Genomic DNA, 25528 nt, shown 5'->3' on the forward strand with positions numbered 1-25528 from the left:
GCGCCCTCCTGATCCTGGCCGGGCTCGGCTGCTTTGTGGCCTTCAACCTCGCAGGCACCACAGTGGATGCACAGGGATTCCTGCACGAGCCCTTTGCCCTGCTGCCCCTCGGCTATCTGCTGCTCTTCAGCGGCATGGTGCTCAACTTGCGCCCTCTGCTGCGCAGGGCCCTCGCCAAAGGGGAAGAAAACCGGCCCTGATGCATCGGGGCTCAGCGATAGCGGCTGATCTCGATGAGGTTCCGATCCGGATCCAGGCAATAGACAGATTCGATGGGGCCGCAGGCACCGCTCTTCGTCACCGGCCCCTCCACTATCTCGACCCCCTGGCTCGCGAGCTGGGCCATCACCTGATCCAGGGGCCAGCGGGTGATGAGGCAGAGATCCCCAGAGCCCACCTGAGCCCGGTTGCGCGGCTCCTCCCCCAGCAACTGCAGATTGATCTTCTGATTGCCAAAGCGCAGGGCCCGGCGCCCCGCCCCGAAGGTGATGGGCTCCATCTTGAAGGCGCGGCTGTAAAACCCCACCGCCCGCTCTATGTCGCTGACCGTCAATACCAGATGGTCGATATGGCTGATCATGCTTGCTCCCTGTGGTGGTGATTGCCACCCCATCATAGCCGCCCACCCCAACGGAAACTGTGGAATGGTGCACAAGGAGTCATCTAACTATCTATTTTATCAGGAAATAGCACATTCTCGTCCCCCGCAGGGCGACGACACAGCCAAGGGGGGTGGGGCGACGGCCACTGGGCAAGATGCGCATCGGCACAGGTAGTGCCGTGATGACAGATACCATTGTGGTCATATCCCTGCTTTTCAAGCGGGAAAATTTGGAACCCGCCTTTGGACTGGGCGTGGGAGGGCCTTGCCATCGGGGGATAAATTCAGTGCTTTTACTCTGATCCAGGGTCCATTTTGGTACGTATCGCTGGCCGGTTTGGGGCACCTCTGGTGTACAATCCCCAGCCCGATTTTCCTCTCCAGTCCGGCCATGGCTCAGGCCGTTTTTCATCCCAGAGTGAGTGACAGTGACCGCGACCCACCCCATGCTCGACAGTTATTACAGCCAGGATCTGGTGTTTTTCTCCATCCTGGTGGCGGTGCTCGCCTCTTACACGGCGCTGAACATGACGAGCCGGGTGAGCCAGAGTCAGGGACGGGCCGCCGCCCTCTGGCTCGCGGGGGGCGCCTTCGCCATGGGGCTTGGCATCTGGTCCATGCACTTCATCGGCATGCTCGCCTTCAACCTGCCCATAGCGCTCGGTTACGATCTGACCCTCACCGGCCTCTCCCTGGTGGCGGCCATCGGCTCCTCGGCCTTCGCGCTCTGGTTGGTGAGCCGCCCCGAGCTGCCCTGGCCTCACGTCGCGGGGGGCGCCCTGCTGATGGGGGCCGGCATCGCCACCATGCACTACATCGGCATGGCGGCCATGAAGATAGATCCCGGCATTCATTACCACCGCGGCCTCTTCGTGCTCTCCATCCTGATCGCCGTGCTCGCCTCCGGCGCCGCGCTCTGGATAGCGTTTCGCCTGCGCAACAGCACGCCGCGCGCCTTCTTTCGCAAGGCCCTCGCCTCCCTGGTGATGGGGGCCGCCATCATCGGCATGCACTACACCGGCATGGCGGCGGCCCAGTTCCCGGAAGGGAGCCTGTGCGGCGCCCTCTATACCGGCCTCGATACCCAGTGGCTGGCGACCGTGGTCATCATAGTGACCCTGGCGGTGTTCGCCATCGCCCTGGTGCTCTCCCTGCTGGATGCCCACGCCGCGCGCCTCTCGACCTCCTTGCACCTGGCTCACGACGAGCTGCTCAAGCTGGCGCTTCATGACAGCCTGACCCGGCTGCCGAACCGGCTGCTGTTTGCCGACCGGCTGGAGCAGCGCATCCAGGAGTGTCAGCACAGCCAGCGCAGCTTCTCCCTGCTGTTTCTCGATCTCGACGGCTTCAAGATCATCAACGATGCCCACGGTCACCACACCGGTGACCTGCTGCTGGCCGAGGTGGCGGCGCGCATCACCGGGCTGCTTGGGGGGAGCGACACCGCCTCGCGCTTTGGCGGCGACGAGTTCGTGCTGGCCCTGGCGCCGGGGGATATCACCCAGACCACCGCCTTCGCCGAGCGGCTGCTGGCAGCCCTGGCCCAGCCCTACCCCTGGGAGCACCACAGCCTGCACATCACCGCCAGCATCGGCATCGCCGTCTATCCCCAGGATGGCACCAGCCTGCACGAGCTGATCCTCAACGCCGATGCCGCCATGTACTACGCCAAGGAGCGGGGGCGCAACGACTACTACTACTTCGACAGCGCCATGAATGCCAACGCCCACCAGCAGTTCCTGCTGCAAAAGGAGCTGCGCCATGCCCTGGAGCGGGGGGAGCTCGCCCTGCACTATCAACCCAAGTACGACGCCCGCAGCGGCCAGGTGGTCGGCGCCGAGGCGCTGCTGCGCTGGCAGCATCCGGAACATGGCGCCATCTCACCGGCCAGCTTCCTGCCCCTGGCGGAGAAGACCCGGCTCATCATCCCCATCGGCAACTGGGTCATCGACGAGGCCTGCCGTCAGATGAGCTCCTGGCGGGAGGCGGGTCATCACGACTGGAGTGTGGCGGTCAATCTCTCCACCATACAGCTGGCCAGCCCCGGCTTGCTGGAGGTGGTGGAGGCTGCCCTCTCCCGCCACCGGCTCGAGGCGCGCCACCTCACCCTGGAGATCACCGAATCCACCGCCATGCAAAACGCCGAGGAGAGCCTGACCATCCTCAATCGCCTGGCAGAGCTGGGGCTAGGCATCTCCATCGATGACTTCGGTACCGGCTACTCCAGCCTGCTCTACCTCAAGCGCTTCCCCGCCAACGAGCTCAAGATAGACAAGGGCTTCGTCACCACCCTGGAGCAGGGAGGCGACGATGCCACCATCATCGGCGCCATCATAGCCCTGGGCCAGGCCCTGGGAATGCGCATCGTGGCCGAAGGGGTAGAGACCCCGGAGCAGCGCACCCTGCTGACCCAGCTCGGCTGCGACACCCTGCAGGGCTATCTGCTGGGGCGCCCCATGGCGGGGGAGCAGTTGCTTGCCCGCTGTGCCCCCGATGCCCCCGGCTCGCGCTGGAGGGTGTGCTCGCCTGACGAATGGGTGAGGCGTGCGCCCGTATGATCGGGGCAATCATCTGCCCGATTGCGCTCCTTCACGGCGCAAGGTAGTCTGCCACAAGACTCGAATGCTCCTTTTCTTGTCGGGCGCGTCGAGTGTTCCCCATAGCAGACCCCCCGTTCAGAGGAGCAACACCCGATGGCCAGATACCAGTTCTTCAGCGTCCCCGCCTCCCGTCGTCAGCAATACACCTATGTCGACATGGCCTCCCCCACCTTCCTCATCGAGAAGGAAGCGCTGCTGGCGCAAGGGTTCGAGGTGGAAGAGGATTTCATTGACGCGGCCACGCCCCGCGAGGCGGTGGAGAAGTACAAGTCAGACTTTCTCTATGTGGCGGACGAGATAGGCAAGTCAGACGAGAGCTATGCCGCGGCGACGGCGATGCTGGAGATGGGCAAACAGATCATTGGCCGCAAGGCGGGCTGAGCAAAGCGGGCCATCGGGGCAAGGCGCCAGATGGCCGACAGACCGTCAGCTGCGGGTCAGCTGCTGGAGCATGGCGATCAGCTCCTCTTCGCTGCCGGGCTCACAGGTCAGTTGCAGGCTGGGCGCGGCGCCCCCCATCAGCATGTAGACCTGGGTGCTGCAGTGATCGTAGTGATACCACTTACCGTCGATACAGACGTCGGTATAGCATCTCGGATCCTTTTTGAGTTCCATACGCACATCCTTATGTTACATCCCGACAACATCACTCCTGACCGTAAAATAACCGGCCCGAGTCCCCTTTGACCTGGATCAAGGGAGATGAGGGGCAGAGGTGGATAGTGGCCGGATCCCGGGTCTGAGCAGTCCCAGATGTCTCCTGCCAGGAGGAAGCAGCCCCCCTCTGCTCCCCGCCGTGCGAATGGCGCAACAAAAACGGCGCCCGAAGGCGCCGTTTTTCATTCCCGTCTTTTGACCGACGGGGAAACAAGCCGCTGGCTTATTCGTCTTCCAGGTAGGCGTAGCCTTGCAGACCCAGCTCCAGCTCGTCGAGCAGGGCCTTGCGGGTCGCGTCGTCCAGCGCCGGGTGGGAGACGATCCGCTGGTAGTTCTCGCGGATCACGGAGGGGTCGATGTTGACGTAACGCAGCAGCTGGTCGACGGTGTCGCCGCGCACCACGTTGCGGATGTCCATCTTGCCTTCCTCGTCCAGCCACACTTCCGCGCAGTGGGTGTCACCGAACAGGTTGTGCAGATCCCCCAGGATCTCCTGGTAGGCACCCACCAGGAAGAAGCCGACGTGGCACTCTTCGTTCTCGCCATACTCCGGCATCGGCAGTGTGCTCTCGACACCCAGACCGTCGACGTAGTGCTCCACCTGACCGTCGGAGTCACAGGTGATGTCCATCAGGATGCCGCGGCGGGTGAGCGGACGCTCGAGGCCGGTGAGCGGCATCACGGGGAACACCTGACCTATGCCCCAGGCATCGGGCAGGGACTGGAACAGGGAGAAGTTCGCGAAGCACTTGTCTGCCAGCTTCTCGGAGAGCTCGTCGGCCAGGGCGCGGTGGTTGCGGTTGACCGGGTTGAGCAGCTCCTTGAGCGCCAGGCAGGTGTTCTGGTGCAGCATCTCGGCCCAGGCGCGCTGCTCGAGGTTCAAGAGCCCCATGGTGAACTGGGCGTTCACATCCCCCAGATCCGCCACAGAGTCGTGGAAGATCTCCAGCAGGGAGGGATCTTCCCCGCGCAGGTCCAGCCAGCCTTTCCACATGTTCTGCAAAATGGTCGGGGCGTCTTCATCCGGCGCATGGATGTCGTTCACTTCCACCCCTTCGGCACCAATCAGATTGGTGACCAGCACGGCGTGGTGGGCGGTCAGGGCACGGCCGGACTCGCTGATGATGGTCGGGTGCGGCAGGTCGAACTCGCGGCACACATCGCCTATGCCCCACACCACGTTGTTGGCGTACTCGGAGAGGCTGTAGTTGGCGGAGCAGTGGCTCTGGGAGCGGGTGCCCTCATAGTCCACACCCAGGCCGCCGCCCACATCGACCACGTCGATGGGCACGCCGAGGCGACGCAGCTCGGCATAGAAGCGGCCGCACTCGCGGATGCCGCCCTGGATGTCGCGGATGTTCGCTATCTGGGAGCCCAGGTGGAAGTGCAGCAGTTGCAGGCAGTCCAGCTTGCCGAGGCTGCGCAGACGCTCCACCAGCGCCAGGATCTGGGAGGCGGAGAGGCCGAACTTGGACATGGAGCCGCCGCTCGATTCCCACATGCCGGAGCCGGTGGAGGCGAGCTTGGCGCGCACCCCGATGTTGGGCTTGATGTTGAGGCGAACTGACTCGTCCAGCACCATTTCCAGCTCGGAGGGTTTCTCCACCACTATGTAGACCTTGTGGCCCATCAGGTTGCCCAAGAGGGCGTGGCGGATGTATTCGCGGTCCTTGTAACCGTTGCAGACGATGACGGACCCTTGCTCATGATGATGGGACAGCACGGCCAGCAGCTCCGGTTTGGAGCCGGCCTCCAGCCCAAGCCGCGGCTTGTCGCTGTAGGACTGACTGATGGTCTCGATGACGCGACGCTGCTGGTTTACCTTGATCGGGTAAACGCACAGGTAGTCCCCTTCATAGCCTGACTTCTCGATGGCCTGACCGAAGGCGTTGAACAGCGCATCGACCCGGCTCTTGAGGATGTCGGGGAAACGCAGCAATACCGGGGTAGTCAGTCCGGACTGGCGCAGCTGTTCGATGGCCTCGGACAGCACGATATGCGCCCCGGGACGAGACTTGTCGGGGGAGACGGTCACATGACCGGCGTCATTGATATTGAAAAAACCCGCACCCCAGTAGGGAACGTTGTAGACCTTCAAGGAGTCCTTGCTGGACCAGTTAGTCATGGGCTATGCCTCGCAAATGAGCGGCCAGAAGGCCGCCTTCGTTACCCTCAATCACATCCAGACCATCGATTGCAACATGCGGCGCGCAAGGGCTGCCTGCGGGCACCCGGTGCGTCACGGCCGGCGGCGGCAGGCGTTGTTGCCTGACCCTGGGCCTTGTCGCAGCCAGATCCTCTGTTGCACATCGCGGCAAGCCAAGGCTGCCTGGTGGATCTTGGGAAGTAACGAGTCTTGATGTGGGGCTGGTGGCTTTACATCAAGCTCAACGGTATGCGGTGCCACTGTAATGGGGCGCCGCGGTACTTTGATGACAACCGGCATCAGCCACGCCGTTCGTTCATCATTCGGCAGCCATCCCGACAAAAGGAGAGAGGTTCAAGGAAGAGAAGGGTAGACGTCAGCACGCACGCGTGTTGATGAACGACAACCACCACAGCCCGCTCAACGCCAGTGACCGCCCATGACAAGGGAAGATGATGAGCCGTTGGCCCACTCGGTCAGTAGGTGATGAGAGTCTGTTGTTCTCCCTGATACCGGAGCCTAACCGGTATTAAAGAAACCATTCCCCAGCAGTGTCTGTCGTTTCTGCGTGCCTCGCCCTATAGGCGTCTGATCCTGTCGGTGTCTGGCGGCCTCTGCCTGCTCAGGGTTACCCTCGGATCGGCGCGGAGTGTACACACTTACCGGCGCCACTGACAATAAAAAATCGTGTTAAAAAACGGGTTTTGATCGATGGGCCAAATCTTGCTGCCAGCAAGGCTGGCTCTGGGATGGCGAGGGATGAGGCCGCTCAGGATAGGCCCTGAAAATAACAGGGGAACCGGCCATTTTTCCCGACCCCTTGCCACTGCTGGGCCGGGGGGAAATTCAGCCCTTTCGCATATGCATGATGAGTTTTAAATTCGGAATTTTTATTCACAAAGCCCTCGAATTGAGCCCCCTTCCCCAGCGTCCCCCCGGGATCCGGGTCCGACAAATCCATCAAAAACTGCGCTGACGCAATAATCAGCCCGGCCGTCTTGTCCACAATGGTGCCTCTTTTGTGGTTTGAGGCCTGCCAATGGATACCCTGCTTGAGCGTTTTCTGCGTTACCTGACTTTTCATACCCGCTCCGATGCGACCAATCCTGCCTGTCCCAGCAGCGAGGGCCAGATCGTCTTCGCCCGCGCCCTCTGCGAGGAGATGACCCAGCTTGGGCTGACCCAGGTCACCCTGGATGAGCACGGCTACCTCACCGCCTGCCTGCCCGGCAACCAGCCACAGGCGCCCGCCATCGGGCTCATCGCCCACATGGACACCGCCGATTACGAGGCAGAACAGGTGGTGCCCCAGCTCATTGAGAATTATCAGGGAGGCGACATCTGCCTCGGCAAGGGGGACGAGGTGCTGGCCATTCGCCAGTACCGCTGCCTGAAAAACTACCTGGGGCAGGATCTCATCACCACGGACGGCACCACCCTGCTGGGGGCCGACGACAAGGCGGGCATCGCCGAGATCCTCACCGCCGCCCAGTACCTGCTGGCCCACCCCGAGATCCCCCGCGGGGATCTCTGGATAGGCTTCACCCCGGACGAGGAGATAGGCCGCGGCGCCGATCTGTTCCCCCTGGAGAGATTTCCGGCCAAGTGGGCCTATACCGTGGATGGCGGTGAACTCGGCGAGCTGGAGTATGAAAACTTCAACGCCGCCAGCGCCACAGTGCGCTTCATCGGCAACAACGTGCACCCCGGCACCGCCAAGGGCAGCATGATCAACAGCCAGACCCTGGCCGCCCGCTTCCACGCCGAGATGCCCCCCGAGCAAACCCCGGAGTGCACGGCAGGGTACGAAGGCTTCTTCCACCTGGCCCGGATGGAGGGCACGGTGGAGGAGAGCACACTGCACTACCTCATCCGCGACTTCGACGATGACTGCTTCGCCGCCCGCAAGGCCCAGCTCAAGGAGCGGGTCGCCTCCCTGCAGCTGGACAACCCCAAGGCGCGCATCACCCTTGAGATAGAGGACAACTACCGCAACATGCGCAGCCAGATAGCGCCGCACATGCACATCGTCGAGCTGGCCAGGGCCGCCATGGAGGCCGCCGACGTGGTCCCCAGGATCAAGCCCATTCGCGGCGGCACCGACGGCGCCCGCCTCTCCTTCATGGGTCTGCCCTGCCCCAACCTCTTCACGGGTGGCCACAACTTCCACGGCAAGCACGAGTTCATCCCGCTGCAATCCATGGAGAAGGCGGTCGCCACCCTGGTGGCCCTGGTGCGGCTCACCTCGGCCTGGCGGGAGCAGTGACGCGCTCCTGAGTGGGCTGGATGGGAGTAATAGCGGCGGTATAAGCGGGGCCTGGCGGGAGCAATAACGGTGGTATGAGCGGGGCTCTCAGCCCCAAGTCATCAAACCGTCACGGCGCTGCCACAAAGGGGAAACCGGGGCGCGACACCCTGAGGCAACGTTCCGCGGAGCCTTGCCCATGTTCAACGTCGATACCCTGCTGGGGCAGCATCTGCCCCGCCTCGCCACCCAACCCCTGATCCGTCCCCTGCTCCGGCAGGGGCTGAGCTGGCTGCTCAACGAGGAGGCCTTCGCCGAGTTTGCCGAGCGCCATCCTCACCTGCGCGGCCTCGACTTCGTCGAGCAGGCCCTCGGCGCCCTCGATTTTGACTACAGGGTGAGCGAGGCCGAGCTCGAGAACATCCCCGCCAGCGGCCGGGTCATGATAGTCGCGAACCACCCCATAGGATCCCTGGACGGGCTGGCCCTGCTGCGCCTGCTCGGCCGCATCCGCCCCGACGTCAAGATAGTGGCCAACCAGCTGCTGGCACAGATTGCCCCCCTGCGTCCCCTGCTGCTGCCGGTGGACAACCTGGGGGGCAAGACCGACCGACGCGCCATCCTGGCCATGGGGGAACACCTGGCCCAGGAGGGAGCCCTCATCATCTTCCCCGCTGGCGAGGTGTCGCGCCTCGGCCCCAAGGGGGTGAAGGACGGTCCCTGGCAGGGGGGCTTCATCAAGCTGGCCAGGCGCACCCGCACCCCCCTGGTGCCCATCCATCTGGACGGGCGCAACGGCCTCCCCTTCTATCTCGCCTCCTGGCTCCACAAGCCCGCCTCCGCCCTGCTGCTGGTGCGCCAGCTGTTTCGCCAGCAGGGGCGACGCATCTCCCTCACCCTGGGGGAGCGCATCCCGCCCCAGAGCCTCGGGGAGCTCGCCCCCAAGACCGCCGCCGCCCTGGTGCGCCGCCATCTCTATCGCCTCGGCAAGGGGAAGAAGGGCCCCCTGGCGACCGAGGCCCCCATCGCCCTGCCGGAGGAGCGCCGCCAGCTCAAGCAGGCCATGGACGGCTGCGAGCTGCTCGGGCAGACCCCGGATGGCCAGCGCATCCTGCTCTATCGTCGCCACGAGCAGGGCCACTCTGTGATCCTGCGCGAGCTGGGGCGCCTTAGGGAGATCGCGTTTCGCGCCGTGGGGGAAGGTTCGGGCAGGCGGCGGGATCTCGATGCCTTCGACGATGACTACCACCACCTCATCCTCTGGGATCCGGCCCGCCTCGACATCATAGGGGCCTACCGCTTCGCCCCCGTGGCCGAGCTGCTGGCGCGCAAAGGGGTGAGCGGCCTCTACAGCCACACCCTGTTCGGGTTTGAAGAGAGGCTGCTGCCCCGGCTGGAACTTGCCATCGAGCTTGGCCGCAGCTTCATCCAGCCCGCCTACTGGGGCAAGCGGGGGCTCGATTATCTCTGGTTTGGCATAGGGGCCTACCTGGCCCGCTACCCCCAGTATCGGTATCTGTTCGGACCCGTGACCCTCTCCGGCAGCCTGCCGCCGGCGGCCAAGGATCTGCTGGTGGCCTTCTACCGCCAGCACTTCGCCCCCGAGCTGGCCCTGGCCCCCTCGCGCCGCCCCTATCCCGAGACGGCGCCCCTGTTCGAGGGGCGCGATTACGGCAGCGATCTCCAGGCGCTCAAGGCCCGCCTCGATCACCTGGGCTGCGCCATCCCCACCCTCTACAAGCAATACTCCGAGCTGTGCGAGCCGGGGGGCGTGCAGTTCATGGACTTTGGCATAGACCCCGACTTCAACCACTGCATCGACGGTCTGGTGTGGGTGGACGTGAGCCGCATCAAGCCCCACAAGCGGGCCCGCTATATCGGCCAACCCGCCCGGGCAGAGGCCGCAGGTTAGCCGCCATGGCAAACAAAAAGGGAGGCTGTCGCCTCCCTTTTGCACTGTGTGGTTGCCTTATTCGGCTGCGGGCTTGCGATCTGCGTGACCAAGATCGCGCTCCGGGGCGATGACGTCCCGCACCCGCTGCTTGATCTCTTTCGCCTCGGGGAAGCCCTCGTCGGCCACCCTGTCCCACACCTGGATCCCGTTTACCAGGATGCGAAACTCCCCCTTGCTGGCGGGCACCAGCGCCACCTCCCCGAGCTCGCTGTCGAAGGTGGAGAGCAGCTCCTGGGCCAGCCAGGCGGCGCGCAGCATCCAGCGGCAGAGGGTGCAGTAGCGGATCTCGATGCGCGGCTTGCTGACGGAGGTCTGTATTTCTGTCATGCGATGACTCCATGAAAATCGGTTAACCAGTGGCGGGCTATGCGCTGCATGGTGGCCTGGGGCAGCTCGAGCAGGGCGGCGGCCGACCTCTGCCCGGCCAGCTGGTGCACCCCTTCGATGATCTCCGCCAGCACCAGATAGACGTACTCGCCGATGACGGCGCCGTGGACGAAGTTCACCGCCTCGCCGCGATTGAGCAGGAAGATGGTGCTGCCATCCGGGCGCGTGAGCGCCAGCACATGGGGGCACACCTCCTCGCTCGGCCAGGGCAGCAGGGAGAGGCAGAAGGCGAACTCGTCGTCCGCCGAGGTGACAGAGGCCACCATGGCACCGGGGCGCAGCGCCTGCAAGTCGGCGATGTCCAGGGCCCCGTTGCCGGTGCAACAGATCACCAGCTCGGCGCGGTCGAGGGCCTCGGCCTTGTTCACCAGCTTGAAGCCGTGGGAGAGCGCCTCCACCTGGCGCAGGGCATCCGTCTCCACCAGCTCCAGATGCAGGTTGCGGCAGCGCAGCTCGCGGGCGATGCTGCGCCCCACCTTGCCATAGCCAAACAGGGCGGCCTGGCAGACATTGAAGGTGCGCCTCAGGGTCCGCGCCAGGGACTCGGCGGAGTAGACCACGCTCAGGCCGATCTGGATGTCTTCCGCCTGCTTGAGGGGGCTGCGCGCCACCGAGATGACGGGGGCGGCCAGCGCCTCCTGTTCATAGCGCTGATGGCCGTTCTCCGTCATCTCCACCACCCCGAGAAAGCGCTCGCCGAAGTGCTCGAAGAGCACCGCCTGGGTCTTGGCGAAGTAGCCGCCTATGTCCAGGATGATGAGCCGCTCGTGGGGGGCCACCAGGGGGGCTATCTGGGCAATGACGCCCTCGGGATCCGAGGTCCAGTGGCGATTGAGGGGCAGCACTGGATAGTGCTGCTGGGCCCAGGCCAGGGTAGGTCCGTGAACGGACTTGGGTTTGGGCAGGATGGCGCCGACCCGCCCCACCCGATCGAGCACCTGGATGAAGTGGGGCCGGTCGGGAAGCAGGTGGGTCACCAGCAGAATGCAGAGATCCCCGAGGCGTCCCTGCTCGGTGAAATGGCGAAAAAACAGATGCTCAGATCCCTGACTGCGCAACTGTGGCCTCCTTAGCGTGCCGCGAGAAAGCAGGCAAACAGAACCCGGCATAGCCGGGTTCTGTGTGTGTCCAGATAATTGAAAATCCTTTTTATCTGAAAGCGCCATGGGGCTCAATCTTTATCTATGCAGACTTTGACTAACCCATCAATTTATAAGGTAATAGCCTGTTTTTCATGCAGAAATTAATAAAGTGATGCCTCTGGCCAGACCCACCACAGACTCAAACCAGCACCGATTGCCCCCACCAGGATCAGCAGACCCCAACGAGACAACCCCGGGCGCTTGCGCAGAGCCCACTCCAGGGGCGGCAGCAACCAGACCGGCAGCAGCACCAGCAGCGGGACTTCCACGTATTGCCAGGCCAGCATCTGCACGAAGGCGAGCGTCAGCCCCAGGGCGGCCGGGGTCACCTTGATGCCCGCAAAGGCACCGAGCAGGGCACGGAAACCGGCGAAGGCGGCCAGGGCCCCCGCCAGCTGGGCGATCAGCAGGCTGCCATCGATGCCGATGACCAGCGCCAGCCAGATGAAGCCCAGGGCAAAGCCCAGCCCCTCCTCGCTGTCACCGCGCCAGCCCGTCCAGCCGAACCAGGCGATGGCGGGCAACAGGGCCAGCCAGATGCGCGGCTCGATGGCGAGGACCGAGGTCAGCCCCTGCCACCACACCAGGGCGCCGAGTACCGCAAACAGCACCAGGGCGGCGCGCTTGTCCTCAACCTGAGCCGCGATGGCGGGCACCAGCAGGGCCAGCGGCAGCCACTGCCACGCCTTGACCGGCAGGCCATAGGCGCCCCCCAGCAGGCAGCCCACCAACCAGAGCGCGAGCGCCCCCCACAGGTAGCCCAGCCGTGGCCAGCGCCATGACAGCAAAGCGGCCCCCAAAGGAGCCGCCAGGGTCTGTAGCAAGAGTGCTGCGCCCATTACTTGCGCACGCCTTCGACGAACAGGTTGATGCTCATCTCGTCCGGAATGCCCGGCAGCATGTAGTTAACGCCAAAGTCGCTGCGCTTGATGGTGGTGGTGGCGTTGAAGCCGCTGCGGTAGCCGCCCCAGGGATCCTTGCCTTCGCCGATGTGGACCATGTCGAAGGCCACGTCCTTGGCGACGCCGTGCAGGGTCAGGGTGCCCTTGAGCACGCCCTTGTCCTTGGTGCCTTCATAGCCGGAGCTGACGAAGGTCATCTTGGGGTACTGCTTGACGTCCAGGAAGTCGGGGCTGCGCAGGTGCTTGTCGCGGGCCTCGTGGTTGGAGTCCACGCTGGCGGCGTCGATTTCGAAGCTCGCCTTGGCGGCGGTCGGATTGGCATCATCCATGCTGAAGGTGCCGCTGAAGGTGTTGAACCGGCCGACCAGCTCGGAGAAGCCGAGGTGGCCCACCTTGAACTGGACTGTGGTGTGAGCCGCATCGACATCGTAGTCGGCCGCCATCAGGGGAGCCGCCATAAACAGGCAGGAAGCCAGCAGGGCCTTGGTCATTTTCATTCCGATCGTTCCTTCATTAGGGGGTTCACATCGATACCCGACATGCTAACCTCCGAGCAGGAATGGATAATCATCGATTTATTAAAATAATTATCAACCGAGAGTGGAATATGGATCAGATTGCCGCCATGCGCACCTTCATCAAGGTGGTGGAGTGCCAGAGCTTTACCAAGGCCGCCCATCAGCTCGGCATCTCGGTCGCCATGACCTCCAAGCTGATGCAGCAGCTCGAGGAGTCATTGTCGACCCGGCTGCTGTCACGCACGACCCGCCAGGTCAACCCCACAGAGGCGGGCCAGTTCTACTACCAGCGCTCCCTGGCCCTGCTGGCGGAGCTGGAAGAGACCCACAGCCAGCTCACCCACAACAACCAGCAACCCCAGGGCACCCTCAAGCTCTCTGTGCCCATGGACTTTGGCTACCTGCACCTCTCCCCTGCCCTGCCGCTGTTTCGGACGCGGTTTCCCGAGCTCAAGCTGGAGATAGAGTACAGCGACCGGCGGGTGGCCCTGGTGGAGGAGGGTTTCGATCTGGCGCTGCGGATCGGCAACCTGCCGGACTCCTCCCTGGTGGCCAAGCCGCTCGCCACCATGAAGTTGGTGGTGTGCGCCAGCCCGGAATACCTGGCCCGCAGGGGCACCCCAAAGACCCCGGAGGATCTCAAGCAGCACGACTGCCTCATCTATACCCTGACCCAGCCGGACTGGGTCTTCAAGCGGGATGGGGAGCAGCAAAGCGTGCGCCCCCAGGGGCCCCTTCGCGCCAACAACGGGGTGGCCCTGACCCGGGCCGCCTGCGACCACCAGGGCATCATCTTGCAGCCCACCTTCATCGTCGGGGATGCGCTGCGCTCAGGCACCTTGGTGCCCCTGCTGCCGGAATGGGAGAAGGGACAGGTGGGACTCTATGCCCTCTATCCGCACCGCCGTTTCGTCTCGGCCAAGGTGCGCTGCTTCATCGAGTTCGTCCAGGAGCGCTACCTGGCTCCCCACTACTGGGACAGGGAGACCTGAGCCCGGGCCGGAGGGTGCTCAGGGGGTGGGGACGACCGGCAGCTCGGCCACCAGCAGCAGACTGTGCTGGGTCAGCCGCCAGCGCGGCAGACGCCGCGCCAGGGTGGCGAGCTGCTCCTCCCCCAGCTCATAGGGCAGGGTGATGTGCAGGCAGTGGCAATCGAGCATGGCCGCCAGTTGCAGGATCAGCGCGAGGTTGGCCTCGTCCGTCTTGCGCTTGTTGATGCGCTTGCCGAGCTCCTGGCGAAAGTGGGTCTCGGGATCCTGGGTCATCGCCTGCCAGCCGTAGCCGAACAGCGGGACCAAGGCGCTGACGATGCCAAGGGCGGTGAGCGGCTGCTTGGGAGGGTGGTAGAGGGCATTGAGGTCCAGCAGTATGGGGCTTTGATGGGGCTCACGACTGCCGGATAAAATAGTATTACTCATTGGATAACCTTATTGATTCCTCTAGACTTCGCCGCATCTTTGACCTGACATGCCAACGAGGTGCTGATGCTAAGCGATATCGAGATCTCCCGCCAGTCCCCCCGTCTCACCATCCAGGCGCTGGCCGAACGCCTCGCCATCCCGCCCCACCAGCTCAGCCCCCAGGGCCACCACAAGGGCAAACTCAGTCTCGACCTGCTCAAGTCCCAGCCCAAGCAGAGAGGCAAGCTGGTGCTGGTGAGCGCCATCACCCCGACCCCCCTCGGCGAGGGCAAGACGGTCACCACCCTGGGGCTCTCCATGGGCCTCAACCACATAGGCCAGCCCAGCATAGCCACCATACGCCAGCCGAGTCTGGGGCCCGTGTTCGGGGTCAAGGGAGGTGCCGCCGGGGGCGGACATGCCCAGGTGGTGCCCATGGAGGAGATGAACCTGCACCTCACCGGGGACTTTCACGCCCTCAGCGCCGCCCACAACCTGGCGGCGGCGGCCCTGGATGCCCGCCTGTTCCACGAGCAGAAACTCGGCGACCAGTTCAGCGCCAGAACCGGTTTGCCGCGCCTCGAGATAGACCCGGCCAACATCCTCTGGCCGCGCACCCTGGACATGAATGACCGGGCGCTGCGCCACCTCACCCTAGGCCAGGGTGGCCCCGCCGATGGGGTGGAGCGTGCCGATCGCTTCGTCATCACCGCCGCCTCCGAGCTGATGGCCATTCTGGCGCTGGCGAGCGATCTGAAAGACTTGCGCGCCCGCATCGGCCGTATCCAGCTGGCGCTGGACCACCGCGGCAACCCCATCACCGCCGAGCAGCTGGAAGTGGCGGGGGCCATGACGGTGCTGCTCAAAGACGCCCTGCAGCCGACCCTGATGCAGACCACGGAGCAGACCCCGGTGCTAGTGCATGCCGGCCCCTTCGCCAACATCGCCCACGGCAACTCCTCCGTCATCGCCGATCGCATCGCCCTGGGCCTCACCGACTATGTGGTGACCGAGGCGGGCTTTGGCTCCGACATGGGGCTGGAGAAGTTCTTCAACATCAAGAGCCGCCAGTCCGGCATCACCCCCGCCTGCGTGGTGCTGGTGGCCACGGTGCGCGGTCTCAAGGCCAACAGCGGCCTGCTCGACATTCGCCCGGGCCAGCCGCTGCCGGCGAGCCTCCAGGGGGAAGACCTGCCCACCCTGAAAGAGGGCTGCGCCAACCTCGCCTGGCATATCCAGAACGCCCGCCGTTATGGGGTGCCCGTGGTGGTCGCCATCAACCGCTTCCCCACCGATAGCCAGGCCGAGCTGGATCTGCTGGCCCGCGAGGCGCTGGCCGCCGGCGCCTGTGACGCCGCCATCTCCCACGCCTTCACCGACGGGGGCAAGGGCGCCAGCGAGCTGGCCCGGGCCGTGGTCGCCGCCTGCGAGCAGCCGAGCCAGGTCAAACTGCTCTACCCAAACGAGATGAGCCTCGCGGCCAAGCTGGCCACCCTGGTGGAGTGCGGCTACGGCGGGCGCGGGGTGCGGCTCTCGGACAAGGCGCGCCAGCAGCTGGCCCGGCTCTCGGCCGAGGGCTGGGATCAGCTGCCTATCTGCGTGGCCAAGACGCCGCTCTCCATCAGCCATGATCCGGCCCTCAAGGGAGTACCGACGGATTTCGAGGTGCCCATCGAGGAGGTGAAGCTCTGCGCAGGCGCCGGTTTCGTCTATGCCCTGGCGGGCCCCATCATGACCATGCCGGGCCTGGGCAGTCTGCCGGCCTACCGTCATATCGATATCGACGATGACGGCGAAATAGTAGGACTGAGCTGATGGTTAGTGGCAGTTGCAGGCCAAGCCACCGCCTCAACAGCCTGCCACCGGTTAGCGCCGTATCGATATCGACGGGGACGGCAAGCTAGTCGGACTGAGCCGACAGCCTCCACGCTCAAGATCGTCGGAAACAACAAGGCCCCGCCAATGGACGGGGCCTTGTTGTTAGTAGCCATACAACTCGCCGGCTTGCCCCTAGAGGCTGAAGCGCTGGGTCATATGGTGCAGGTTGTTGGCCAGCTTGCTCAGCTCGACACAGGCCTGGGCGGTCTGCTGAGCACCCTGAGCGTTCTCGTCGGCGGCATTGTGGATGTTCACTATGCTGCGGTTGAGCTCCTCGGTCACCGCGTTCTGCTCTTCGGTGGCGGTGGCGATCAGGGTGTTCATGTCGCTGATCTGGGTGACGGCGCCGTTGATGCTGTCGATGCTCTCCCCCGCTTCCCGTGCCAGCCCGACGCTCTCCTGCATCTGCTGGCGGCTCAGTTGCATGGCATTGCCCGCTTCGGCGGTGCGCTCCTGCAGCAGCTCAATCATCTTGCTGATCTCGGCGGTGGAGGCCTGGGTACGCTGGGCCAGGGAGCGCACTTCGTCCGCGACGACCGCGAAACCACGCCCCTGCTCGCCGGCCCGGGCCGCCTCTATGGCGGCATTGAGTGCCAGCAGGTTGGTCTGCTCGGCGATGCCGCGAATGACATCCAGCACCATGCTGATGCTGGCGCTGTCCGCTTCCAGCTGCGACACCACAGTGCCCGCCTGCTCAATCTGCCGGGAGACCTGCTCTATGCTGCCGATGGCGCTGCGCACTACCTGGTTGCCCTGGGTCGAGGTGCGGGAGGCATCCTTGGCCGCGCTCATGGCATCCGTGGTGTTGCGGGCCACCTCATTGACGGTGGACTGCATCTCGTTCATGGCGGTGGCCACCTGGGACACCTCGCTCTGCTGGCTGGCCATGCCCCTGGCGGACTGCTCGGAGATGGCGCTCACCTCCTCCACCGCGCTGCTGAGCTGGCTCACCGAGCCGGCTATCTCGCTCACCAGGTCCGCCAGCGACCCCTGCATGCGGTCGATGGCCGAGCCGAGCTGACCCAGCTCGTCGCGGTTGAAGCGACTGCCGCGGATCCACTCCTGCAGCTCCCCCTTGCCGAGATCGCCGCCCGCGATGCGCTGGGCCTGGCGGGCCAGCATGATGAGCGGGTCGCGGATCTGGCGGGTCAGCACCACGGAGAGGCAGACCACCAGCACCAGACCGATCAGCAGGGCCAGGGTGACGCTCAGCTTGGCGGAGTCATACGCTCCCACCACCACCTTGCGGGAGGCATCGGCATAGCCATGGTTGATGCGCACCAGGTCGCCAACCGACTTGGCCAGGTTGGTGTAGAGGGTGATCCCCTCCCCCATGAAGAGGTGCTGGGCCTCGGTCATCTGACCGGCATCCTGCATCTGCCGGATGCGCTGGTGCAGGCCGAGGTATTTCTCCCAGTCCGCCTTGACGATGTCGAAGGTGCGGCGCTCCTCCAGATCCTCCGCCCAGATGGTGGCATCGTGGGCCGCTATCTGCTGCCCGGCCTCCCTCAGGCTCTTCTCGCTCTCATTGCGGTAATGGGCCTGCTGCTGGGGATCATCCGCTACCAGAAAGACATCCAGCTCGTAGCGGCGCACCGCATTGATGGTCTCGCCCAGGGTGCTGGTGCGCACCACGGCGGGCAGTATGCTGTCGGTGAATCCGATGGCGGCCCGGTTCATGGTGCTGAATTCAAACAGTGAAAAGCCGCCGATAAAGGCCATCATCAGGCCGAGTACGGCAAAGCCGGCGGAGAGTTTCTTGCCTATCGTCATGGTGTTCATGGCATGTCCTGCATATGGGTCATCAAGTGGCATTCGTCGGCGCCGGCCCTTCGAGGCGCGAGCACGCTAGCTGCCATCCATAGCAGTCATTCAAACCTCATCCGTATCGGCACGAACGAGGGGGCCAAACGGGTGCCAAACAGGCCATCCCGTGGCACGGAGAGCTGTATCGGCCCGCGCGGGCATCACTTTAGGATTTTTTCAGAAAATAAACCGGAGCGGCAGACGGGAGGGAAGAAGTCGGGGCATGTCGGTGGGACATGCCCCCAGGTGACTAGCCTTTCAGGCCACCGAGAAACTCGGCACGGGTGTCTGGCTGGGTCTTGAACACACCGCCGAGGGAGGTGGTGGTGGTATAGGAGGTCGAATCCATCACGCCGCGCGCCTTCACGCAGAAGTGGGTCGCCTTGATGCTGATGGCCACGTCCCTGGTGCCGAGCAGGGTCTGCAACGCCAACAGGATCTGCTGGGTGAGCCGCTCCTGCACCTGGGGACGGCGGGCGAAGAACTGCACTATGCGGTTGATCTTCGACAGCCCGATCACCTTGCCACGGGGGATGTAGGCCACGTGGGCCAGCCCGTCTATGGTGACGAAGTGGTGCTCACAGGTGCTGGTGAGGCTGATGTCCCGCACCATGATCATCTCGTCCACCTTCATCTTGTTCTCGATCACCGTCACCTTGGGAAAGGTGGCATAGTCGAGGCCGGAGAAGATCTCGTTCACGTACATCTTGGCGATGCGGTGCGGCGTCTCGGCCAGACTGTCATCGGCCAGATCCAGCCCCAGCGTCTCCATGATGGCGCGCATATGGCCTTCGATGTTTTCCTTCTTCTGCTGGCCGTTCAACCCATTGGCCACCAGTGGTGTCTCCAGGCCCTCGGCCTCGAGCGCTGCCCTGACCAACAGGGCTTCCTGGCTAAAGCTCGTCATCTTGTTTCTCTCCCACGCTCAGGGACTGTGCTGGCCATCGACGTGGTGCCGTGGCGCAATGTTACAGGGCGATTATTGTCATAATTCAAACTAACTCAAGCCCGGCACCTGACTTTATGCCAAACCGCCCTGTTTTACCCTCTTCCCCTCCCGTTCGGGGCGCCGGGCACAGGTCTGGCACTCCACATGCAAGCGCGCCTCTCACGCCACCCACAAGGAGGTAATTCAAGGAGTTGACCTCCCTCTCATCGCGGCAAAAATCGGCTTTCCCCCGCGTTCCTGCGCGATCCGCCTGCCCATACGGACGGATTTTTGGGATAATCCGCCCCCTATACACCAGAGAGGTCATGATGATGGGATTCGATACCGGTGCACTCCTCCCCTTGGACAAGGCCCTGCAAGGGATGCTGGAACAACTCGGCTGCCGCTGCGAGACGGAGCAGTTGCCGCTGCCCCAGGCGCTGGATCGGATACTGGCCGAGGAGATAAGCTCCCCCCTGTCGGTGCCCCCCTTCGACAACGCCGCCATGGACGGCTATGCCGTGCGCCTGGCGGATCTCGCCGCCGGCGCCCCGCTCCCCGTCGCGGGCAAGGCCTTCGCCGGCCAGCCCTATGAGGGCGAGTGGCCGGCCGGTCACTGCATCCGCATCATGACCGGCGCCCCTGTGCCGGCGGGCACGGAGGCGGTCGTGATGCAGGAAGAAACGCAGGAAGGCGGCAACAGGATCACTTTTCTGACGACTCCCTTCCCTGGCCAGAACATCCGCCGCCGGGGCGAGGATCTGGCGCAAGGAGCGCAAGTACTGGCCAGCGGCCTGCGCCTCAGCCCCCGGGAGCTGCCGCTGCTGGCCTCCTTGGGCATCGCCACGGTGACGGTGCGCCGTCCCCTCAAGGTGGCCATCTTCAGCACGGGGGACGAGCTCAAGCCCCTGGGCACGCCCCTCGCCCACGGTGACATCTATGATTCCAACCGTTACGGGGTCAAGGCCATGCTGACCCGCATGGGCATAGAGTGCCTGGATCTTGGCATCATCCCCGACGATCCGGCCGCCCTGCGCGCCGCCTTCCAGCAAGCTGACCGCGAGGCGGATGCCCTGATCACCACGGGGGGCGTCTCGGTGGGGGAAGCGGACTTCACCAAGCAGTTGCTGGAGGAGCTTGGCGAAATCGGCTTCTGGAAGCTCGCCATCAAGCCGGGCAAGCCCTTTGCCTTCGGCCGCCTGCCAAACGCCTGGTTCTTCGGCCTGCCGGGCAACCCCGTCTCCGCCATGGTCACCTTCGATCAGCTGGTGCAACCGGCGCTGGCCAGGCTGGCCGGCCACCACTTCGCGCGCCCCCTGCCGCTACAGGCCATGGCGGCCGAGCCCCTCAAGAAGGCGCCGGGACGCCTGGACTTCCAGCGCGGCATCCTGAGCCAGGGGCCTGACGGCCTGGTGGTGCGCAGCACCGGCTCCCAGGACTCCGGGGTGTTCAGCTCCCTGTCCCGGGCCAACTGCTACATAGTGCTCGAGCAGGAACGCGGCAAGGTGGCCGCCGGTGAGACGGTGACCGTCGAGCCCTTCTCGGGGCTGCTGCTGTGAGCGAGATCCTGAGCGATGCGGAGCTGCTTCGCTACAACCGTCAGATCATTCTTAAATCTTTCGATTTCGAGGGGCAGGAGGCGCTCAAGCAGGCCCGGGTGCTGGTGATAGGCGCCGGGGGTCTGGGCTGCGCCGCCAGCCAGTATCTGGCGGTGGCCGGGGTCGGCCACCTCACCCTGGTGGATTTCGATCGGGTGGAGCTCTCCAATCTGCAGCGCCAGGTGCTGCACAGCGACGAGCGCATCGGCATGCACAAGGTGGACTCCGCCGCCAAGACGCTGCGGGCCCTCAACCCCTGGCTAGAGGTTGAAACCCACGCCCTCCTCGCCGACGAGGCGCTGCTCGATGCCCTGTTGCCAGAGCACCAGCTGGTGCTCGACTGTACCGACAACGTCGCCATCCGCAACCTGCTCAACCAGCGCGCCCGCCGGCACAGGGTGCCCCTGGTGTCCGGCGCCGCCATCCGGCTGGAGGGGCAGCTCTGCAGCTTTACCTGGCAGGAGGACGAGCCCTGCTACGCCTGCCTGAGCGCCCTGTTTGGCGAGCAGTCCCTGACCTGTGTCGAGGCCGGGGTGCTGGCCCCCGTGGTCGGTCTGGTGGGCAGCCTGCAGGCGCTGGAGGCCATCAAGCTCTTGGCGGGCATGGGCAAAAGCCACAGCGGCCGCCTGCTGATGATCGACGGCCTGGGTGGCAGCTTTCGCGAGCTGAAGCTCCCCAAGCGCCCGGACTGCCCGGTCTGCTCCCAGCCCTGAGCGGCAAACCGCGCTATCAAAAATGCCGAACCCAGGGGTTCGGCATTTTTGTGCCCATACAGGCTCAGTGAGTCGCCAGGATCCGCTGCAACAGATGATTGAACCCGGCGGGATCTTCCGCGGGCCAGGCGTGATGGCCCTCTGGGGTATGGATGCTGGCGTTGGGCAGGGAGGCGAACTGCTCCACCCGTTTGGCAAGCGGCAGGTAGTCGTGACTGGTGGAGATGATGGCCACCGGCTGCCAGAGGCTGCCGAGCCGGGCGCGCACCGACCAGCCGGGCAGCGCTTCCAGCAGCGCCTTGTAGGTCTTTTTCTTGTTGCTGCGCACGAAGCGCAGCCGGAAGGTGTGGCGCACCTGGGCAAGCTCGGGACCGGGGAAGAGTTCGCGCCCCAGCCACCAGGCCAGCGGCCGCATGCCAAACCAGCGCAGCCACTTGAGGCGCATGGCATGGCGCTCCTGCTCCCTTGGCGTCTCCAGCAGAAACTCGCTGAAGCCGTTGACCAGCACCAGCCCCCGCACCTTGTGGGGCAGTCGCAGCGCCAGCTCCAGCGCCACCATGGCACCCAGGGAGAGCCCCACCACCCAGGCGGGTTCCGGCTGCTCCTCGAGCCAGCGGGCCACGTCCGCCGCCAGGGTGGGCACATCGAAGGGCCCCTCCTGCATGCTCTGGCCGTGGCCGCGCAGATCCAGCGCCACCACCCGGTAGTGCTGGGAGAAGTGCTCGATCTGGGCCTGCCAGTCGAGGCTGGAGGAGCCAAGGCCGTGCAGCAGGAGCAGCAAGGGGCCCTCCCCCGCGCTGCGCAAGGCCAATCCATGGGATTTCATTACCTGGTTGCGACGCACCCGTGCTCTCCCTCTCGACTCGAAAGCGGCCATTGACGGCCTTGCTGCCCATGCTGTGGCGACACGCTCCTCAGCCCTCTCCCACCAGGCTCACCGCCTTGATGTAGGCGTAGAGGCGCTGCCCCGGCACCAGCGCCAGCCGCTGCGCGGAGCGGCTGGTGATCCGGGCCAGCAGTATCTGCTGCCCCAGCGCCAACTGCAACAGGGTTTGCCCCGGCCTCACCTCCCGCGCCTCCAGCAGTCGGGTCTCGAGGCAGTTGGAGAGGCTGGAGTGCGCTATGGGGGCGGTGGCGATCACCAGATCCCGCCCCGCCACCTTGATCTGCAACTCCCCTGTCTCGTCGGGGGCATGCTCCATGGTGACCATCAGGCTCTGATCCCCGAGTTGCAGGGTCGCCATCTGCTCAGCGTCGTCGTAGTGGGCCAGGGTTGCCGTCAGCATGACACCGGCATCGTCGCGACTGGCGAGGGAGAGGTCGGTGCGGGCGAAGATCTCGCTCGGCCTGCCTTGCGCCTCCAGCCTGCCATCTGCCAGCAGCACCAGCTGATCGCAGAGCAGGCTCACCTCCTCCATGGCGTGGCTCACGAAGATCATGGGGATGCCGCTTTCGCGCTGCAACCCCTTGAGCACATGGGCCTGATGGATGCGGCTGCGGCTGTCCAGCGCCGAGAAGGGTTCATCGAGCAGCAGCAGATCCGGCTCTGCCAGCAGGGCCCGCCCCAGGGCCACCCGCTGGCGCTGGCCGCCGGAGAGGCCGTGGGCGGGCTGCCCCAGCAGATCCGCAAAGCCGAGCCGCTCCGCCAGCGCCTCGGGCTGCCAGCGCCCTCGCCCCTTGCCCGCCGCCAGCTGCAGGTTGCCAAGCACCGTCATATGGGGAAAGAGGCGGGAGTCCTGGAACACCAGCCCGATGCGGCGCGCCTCCGGCAGCAGGGCCGCCAGCTCCCGCCCCTGCCAGCGCAGGACGTCCGAGGGGGCACGGTCCAGCCCGGCGATGATGCGCAGCAAGGTGCTCTTGCCACAGCCGGAGGGGCCAAAGAGGCCGAGAATGCCGCCAAGGGGCAGCGCCAGATCGCATGCCAGGGTGAAGGCGCCGAACGCACGGCTGGCCTTGAGGTGCAGGCTCATCCGAACAACCTCCGCTGCCGGCGCTGCAGCACACCGTAGACCAGCACCAGCATCACCAGGGAGAAGCCCATCAGGCCACCCGCCAGGTAGTGGGCGTGCCGATAATCCATGGCTTCCACGTGATCAAACAGGGCGATGGAGAGCACCTGGGTCTCGCCGGGGATGTTGCCCCCTATCATCAGCACCACGCCAAACTCCCCCAGGGTGTGGGCAAAGCCGAGGGCCGCCGCCATCACGAAGCTCGGCAGCGTCATCGGCAAGATGATCTGAAAGAAGCGCTCAAGGGGCCCCAGCCCCAGGGTGGCGGCGGCCTCGAGCTCCTTGTTGCCCATGTTGACGAAGGCGGAGGTGAGCGGCTGCACCACGAAGGGGAGCGAATAGAGGATGGAGGCAAACAGCAGGCCGAGGAAGCTGAAGGCGAGCGGGGTTCCGAAGGTCTCCCGCCACCAGGCGCCGAGACCATACTCCGGCGAGAAGGCGAGCAGCAGATAGAAGCCGAGCACGGTCGGCGGCAGCACCAGGGGCAGCGCCACCAGGGCCTCCACCAGCGGCCGCAGCCGATGCTGGCTGCGCGACAGCCACCAGGCGAGCGGCGGCGACAGCAGCAGCAGGATGGCGGTGGTGCTGGCCGCCAGCTTGAGGGTCAGCCAGACCGCCAGCAGATCCCCTTCACTCATCGCCGACCTCCCGGTTGATAAATGCCCCCAACGGCATGGTATCCATCCTCATTGCAAAGAGTGGCCAACCCGAAGGCCGACCACTCAGGGTATCGCATCTGAACCATCCCCTTATCGGGGCAGGGCATAGCCTGCAGCCTTGATCTGCTCCTGACCGGGGCCCTTGAGCCAGGCCACCAGGGCATCGACTGCTTCCCCCTTCTTCAAGATCAGCCCCTGCTGCTCTATGGGGGGGTAGAAGCTGGCCGGTACCGCCCAGGCTTCGCCAGTCTTGCCCGCTTCCACCAGGTTGGCCCAGGCGACGAAGCCCAGCTTCGCATTGCCGGTGTCGACGAACTGCCAGGTCTGGCTGATGTTGGTGCCGGTCAGCACCCTGTATTGCTTGGGATCGAGCTTGAGGTGGGCCAGGGTTGCCATGGCCGCGGCGCCATAGGGGGCGGTCTTCGGGTTGGCGATGGCCAGCTCCCCCTGCCAGTTGCGCAAGGTGGCCTCGTCAGGGGCAGGTCCCCCCTTCTGCCACAGGCCGAGCTGGCCGATGGCGTAGGTGAAGCGACCGCTCCCCTTGCCCTCCGCCTCCAGTTTTTCAGGGGTGGCCACGTCGGCGGAGAGGAAGAGATCGAAGGGGGCGCCGTGGGTGATCTGGGTGTAGAGCACCCCGGTGGCCGCCGAGCTGATGACGACGCTGTGGCCTGTCTTGGCGGTGAACTCCTTGCCGATGCGCTCTATGGTGCCCTTGAAGTTGGCGGCCACCGCTACCCTGACCTCATCGGCCCGAGCGGCCCCGCTGTGCAAGGCGCCGGCCACGAGGCCGAGCAACACCACAGACAACTGTTTCTTCATTCCCTGTCTCCTTGAGGCTCCGGCGAACCCGAAGCAAGTGGTGGCGAGCGCCCGCGGCGCTCGCCTGTCATCGAACCGGGCTGGCTAGGGCGCTTGCCGCCAGCGGGCAGCGGCGGCGTCATCACTCGCCTTGGCCTCGACCCAGCGCTGAACGCCCTCGGCGGTCAGCTCTTTTTTCCAGAACGGTGCCCGGGTCTTCAAAAAATCCATGATGAAGTGGCAGGCCTCGAATGCCGCGTCCCTGTGGGCGCTGCTCACCGCCACCAGCACGATTTGATCCCCGAGCAGCAGATCGCCGATGCGGTGAATGAGGGTGCACTCCTGCAGCGACCAGCGGCCACGGGCCTCTTTGACTATGTCCGTCAGAGCCTTCTCGGTCATGCCGGGGTAGTGCTCGAGGGAGAGCCCCTTCACCTCCTCCCCCTGATTGAAGTCGCGCACCTTGCCGACGAAGGTGACGATGGCGCCACTGTCATGGCGGGCGGCGAGGCGCTCATACTCCTCCCCCAGGGAGAAGTCGGCCCGCTGCACCAGGATGCGATCCACGGTCATTATCTCGCTCATTC

General features: G+C 64.8%; 25 protein-coding genes. 9 read left to right on the plus strand and 16 right to left on the minus strand.

Going from position 1 to position 25528, the window contains the following annotated elements:
• A partial coding sequence (locus ACWPWQ_RS10045; protein ID WP_454009694.1) for a DUF3955 domain-containing protein occupies positions 1 to 200 on the plus strand: 200 nt, incomplete at its 5' end.
• 11 nt (positions 201 to 211) lie between these two features.
• Here the strand turns inward: ACWPWQ_RS10045 and ACWPWQ_RS10050 are convergent.
• Entirely contained in the window at positions 212 to 580 is a 369-nt protein-coding gene (locus ACWPWQ_RS10050) for a VOC family protein (RefSeq protein WP_043130083.1), read from the minus strand.
• Between the two features lie 449 nt (positions 581 to 1029).
• Between ACWPWQ_RS10050 and ACWPWQ_RS10055 the strand changes: the two genes are divergently transcribed.
• Entirely contained in the window at positions 1030 to 3159 is a 2130-nt protein-coding gene (locus tag ACWPWQ_RS10055; protein ID WP_454009695.1) for a putative bifunctional diguanylate cyclase/phosphodiesterase, read from the plus strand.
• 135 nt (positions 3160 to 3294) lie between these two features.
• Positions 3295 to 3582, plus strand: coding sequence for a hypothetical protein (locus ACWPWQ_RS10060; RefSeq protein ID WP_139439313.1), 288 nt, complete (start codon positions 3295 to 3297; stop codon positions 3580 to 3582).
• A gap of 45 nt (positions 3583 to 3627) precedes the next feature.
• On the opposite strand, the gene ACWPWQ_RS10065 is transcribed toward ACWPWQ_RS10060, so the two are convergent.
• From ACWPWQ_RS10065 to ACWPWQ_RS10075, 3 genes are all read right to left on the minus strand, one after another.
• A complete protein-coding gene (locus ACWPWQ_RS10065) occupies positions 3628 to 3816 on the minus strand; it encodes a hypothetical protein (protein WP_454009696.1) in 189 nt (62 codons plus the stop codon).
• A gap of 265 nt (positions 3817 to 4081) precedes the next feature.
• A complete protein-coding gene (speA, locus tag ACWPWQ_RS10070; RefSeq protein WP_139439311.1) occupies positions 4082 to 5983 on the minus strand; it encodes a biosynthetic arginine decarboxylase in 1902 nt (633 codons plus the stop codon).
• Positions 5984 to 6773: 790 nt separating this feature from the next.
• Complete coding sequence (locus ACWPWQ_RS10075) at positions 6774 to 7010, minus strand: hypothetical protein (protein ID WP_454009697.1); 237 nt, start codon at positions 7008 to 7010, stop codon at positions 6774 to 6776.
• Positions 7011 to 7043: 33 nt separating this feature from the next.
• Between ACWPWQ_RS10075 and pepT the strand changes: the two genes are divergently transcribed.
• Both pepT and ACWPWQ_RS10085 read left to right on the plus strand, forming a co-directional pair.
• Entirely contained in the window at positions 7044 to 8270 is a 1227-nt protein-coding gene (pepT, locus tag ACWPWQ_RS10080; RefSeq protein ID WP_139439309.1) for a peptidase T, read from the plus strand.
• Positions 8271 to 8448: 178 nt separating this feature from the next.
• On the plus strand, positions 8449 to 10161 hold the full coding sequence (locus tag ACWPWQ_RS10085; protein WP_454009698.1) for a lysophospholipid acyltransferase family protein: 1713 nt from the start codon (positions 8449 to 8451) through the stop codon (positions 10159 to 10161).
• A 57-nt stretch (positions 10162 to 10218) separates the two neighbouring features.
• Here the strand turns inward: ACWPWQ_RS10085 and ACWPWQ_RS10090 are convergent, their stop codons facing one another.
• The 4 genes from ACWPWQ_RS10090 to ACWPWQ_RS10105 all read right to left on the minus strand — a co-directional run bounded on the left by ACWPWQ_RS10090 (position 10219) and on the right by ACWPWQ_RS10105 (position 13131).
• The gene (locus ACWPWQ_RS10090) at positions 10219 to 10530 is read right to left on the minus strand and encodes a SelT/SelW/SelH family protein (RefSeq protein ID WP_202046279.1); all 312 of its coding nucleotides are present in this window, start codon (positions 10528 to 10530) and stop codon (positions 10219 to 10221) included.
• Positions 10527 to 11648 carry an adenosylhomocysteinase gene (locus ACWPWQ_RS10095; RefSeq protein ID WP_454009699.1) on the minus strand — a complete coding sequence of 374 codons (1122 nt, stop codon included), beginning with the start codon at positions 11646 to 11648 and terminating at the stop codon, positions 10527 to 10529. Before ACWPWQ_RS10095 ends, ACWPWQ_RS10090 begins: the two co-directional genes overlap by 4 nt.
• A 185-nt stretch (positions 11649 to 11833) precedes the next feature.
• The gene (locus ACWPWQ_RS10100) at positions 11834 to 12571 is read right to left on the minus strand and encodes a hypothetical protein (RefSeq protein ID WP_454009700.1); all 738 of its coding nucleotides are present in this window, start codon (positions 12569 to 12571) and stop codon (positions 11834 to 11836) included.
• Positions 12571 to 13131 carry a YceI family protein gene (locus ACWPWQ_RS10105; protein WP_202046282.1) on the minus strand — a complete coding sequence of 187 codons (561 nt, stop codon included), beginning with the start codon at positions 13129 to 13131 and terminating at the stop codon, positions 12571 to 12573. Before ACWPWQ_RS10105 ends, ACWPWQ_RS10100 begins: the two co-directional genes overlap by 1 nt.
• A 110-nt stretch (positions 13132 to 13241) precedes the next feature.
• On the opposite strand from ACWPWQ_RS10105, the gene ACWPWQ_RS10110 reads away from it, so the two are divergent.
• Positions 13242 to 14144, plus strand: a complete 903-nt coding sequence (locus ACWPWQ_RS10110) for a LysR family transcriptional regulator (protein ID WP_404838117.1) — start codon at positions 13242 to 13244, stop codon at positions 14142 to 14144.
• Positions 14145 to 14162: 18 nt separating this feature from the next.
• On the opposite strand, the gene ACWPWQ_RS10115 is transcribed toward ACWPWQ_RS10110, so the two are convergent.
• Positions 14163 to 14570, minus strand: coding sequence for a hypothetical protein (locus tag ACWPWQ_RS10115; protein WP_454009701.1), 408 nt, complete (start codon positions 14568 to 14570; stop codon positions 14163 to 14165).
• A gap of 66 nt (positions 14571 to 14636) precedes the next feature.
• On the opposite strand from ACWPWQ_RS10115, the gene ACWPWQ_RS10120 reads away from it, so the two are divergent.
• Positions 14637 to 16367, plus strand: coding sequence for a formate--tetrahydrofolate ligase (locus tag ACWPWQ_RS10120; RefSeq protein WP_454009702.1), 1731 nt, complete (start codon positions 14637 to 14639; stop codon positions 16365 to 16367).
• 195 nt (positions 16368 to 16562) lie between these two features.
• Here the strand turns inward: ACWPWQ_RS10120 and ACWPWQ_RS10125 are convergent, their stop codons facing one another.
• Together ACWPWQ_RS10125 and folE are read right to left on the minus strand one after the other, a co-directional pair.
• The gene (locus tag ACWPWQ_RS10125; protein WP_454009703.1) at positions 16563 to 18212 is read right to left on the minus strand and encodes a methyl-accepting chemotaxis protein; all 1650 of its coding nucleotides are present in this window, start codon (positions 18210 to 18212) and stop codon (positions 16563 to 16565) included.
• 274 nt (positions 18213 to 18486) lie between these two features.
• A complete protein-coding gene (gene folE, locus ACWPWQ_RS10130; RefSeq protein WP_106887327.1) occupies positions 18487 to 19143 on the minus strand; it encodes a GTP cyclohydrolase I FolE in 657 nt (218 codons plus the stop codon).
• A gap of 353 nt (positions 19144 to 19496) precedes the next feature.
• Here folE and moeA point away from each other — a divergent pair, with 353 nt between their 5' ends.
• Both moeA and moeB read left to right on the plus strand, forming a co-directional pair.
• Positions 19497 to 20723, plus strand: a complete 1227-nt coding sequence (gene moeA, locus ACWPWQ_RS10135; RefSeq protein ID WP_454009769.1) for a molybdopterin molybdotransferase MoeA — start codon at positions 19497 to 19499, stop codon at positions 20721 to 20723.
• Complete coding sequence (gene moeB, locus ACWPWQ_RS10140) at positions 20720 to 21475, plus strand: molybdopterin-synthase adenylyltransferase MoeB (RefSeq protein ID WP_265435690.1); 756 nt, start codon at positions 20720 to 20722, stop codon at positions 21473 to 21475. Before moeA ends, moeB begins: the two co-directional genes overlap by 4 nt.
• A gap of 64 nt (positions 21476 to 21539) precedes the next feature.
• Here the strand turns inward: moeB and ACWPWQ_RS10145 are convergent, their stop codons facing one another.
• From ACWPWQ_RS10145 to moaE, 5 genes are all read right to left on the minus strand, one after another.
• Positions 21540 to 22319, minus strand: coding sequence for an alpha/beta fold hydrolase (locus tag ACWPWQ_RS10145; RefSeq protein ID WP_041206121.1), 780 nt, complete (start codon positions 22317 to 22319; stop codon positions 21540 to 21542).
• Positions 22320 to 22389: 70 nt separating this feature from the next.
• Positions 22390 to 23445, minus strand: coding sequence for a molybdenum ABC transporter ATP-binding protein (gene modC, locus ACWPWQ_RS10150; RefSeq protein ID WP_404838111.1), 1056 nt, complete (start codon positions 23443 to 23445; stop codon positions 22390 to 22392).
• Positions 23442 to 24122: a molybdate ABC transporter permease subunit gene (gene modB, locus ACWPWQ_RS10155; RefSeq protein WP_139439297.1), complete on the minus strand. Its 681-nt coding sequence runs from the start codon at positions 24120 to 24122 to the stop codon at positions 23442 to 23444. Before modB ends, modC begins: the two co-directional genes overlap by 4 nt.
• Positions 24123 to 24233: 111 nt before the next feature.
• Positions 24234 to 24962, minus strand: coding sequence for a molybdate ABC transporter substrate-binding protein (gene modA / locus ACWPWQ_RS10160; protein WP_454009704.1), 729 nt, complete (start codon positions 24960 to 24962; stop codon positions 24234 to 24236).
• Positions 24963 to 25046: 84 nt separating this feature from the next.
• On the minus strand, positions 25047 to 25526 hold the full coding sequence (gene moaE, locus ACWPWQ_RS10165; RefSeq protein WP_454009705.1) for a molybdopterin synthase catalytic subunit MoaE: 480 nt from the start codon (positions 25524 to 25526) through the stop codon (positions 25047 to 25049).
• Positions 25527 to 25528 lie beyond the last annotated feature (2 nt).

This window comes from Aeromonas sp. Marseille-Q7275 (genome assembly GCF_965119515.1).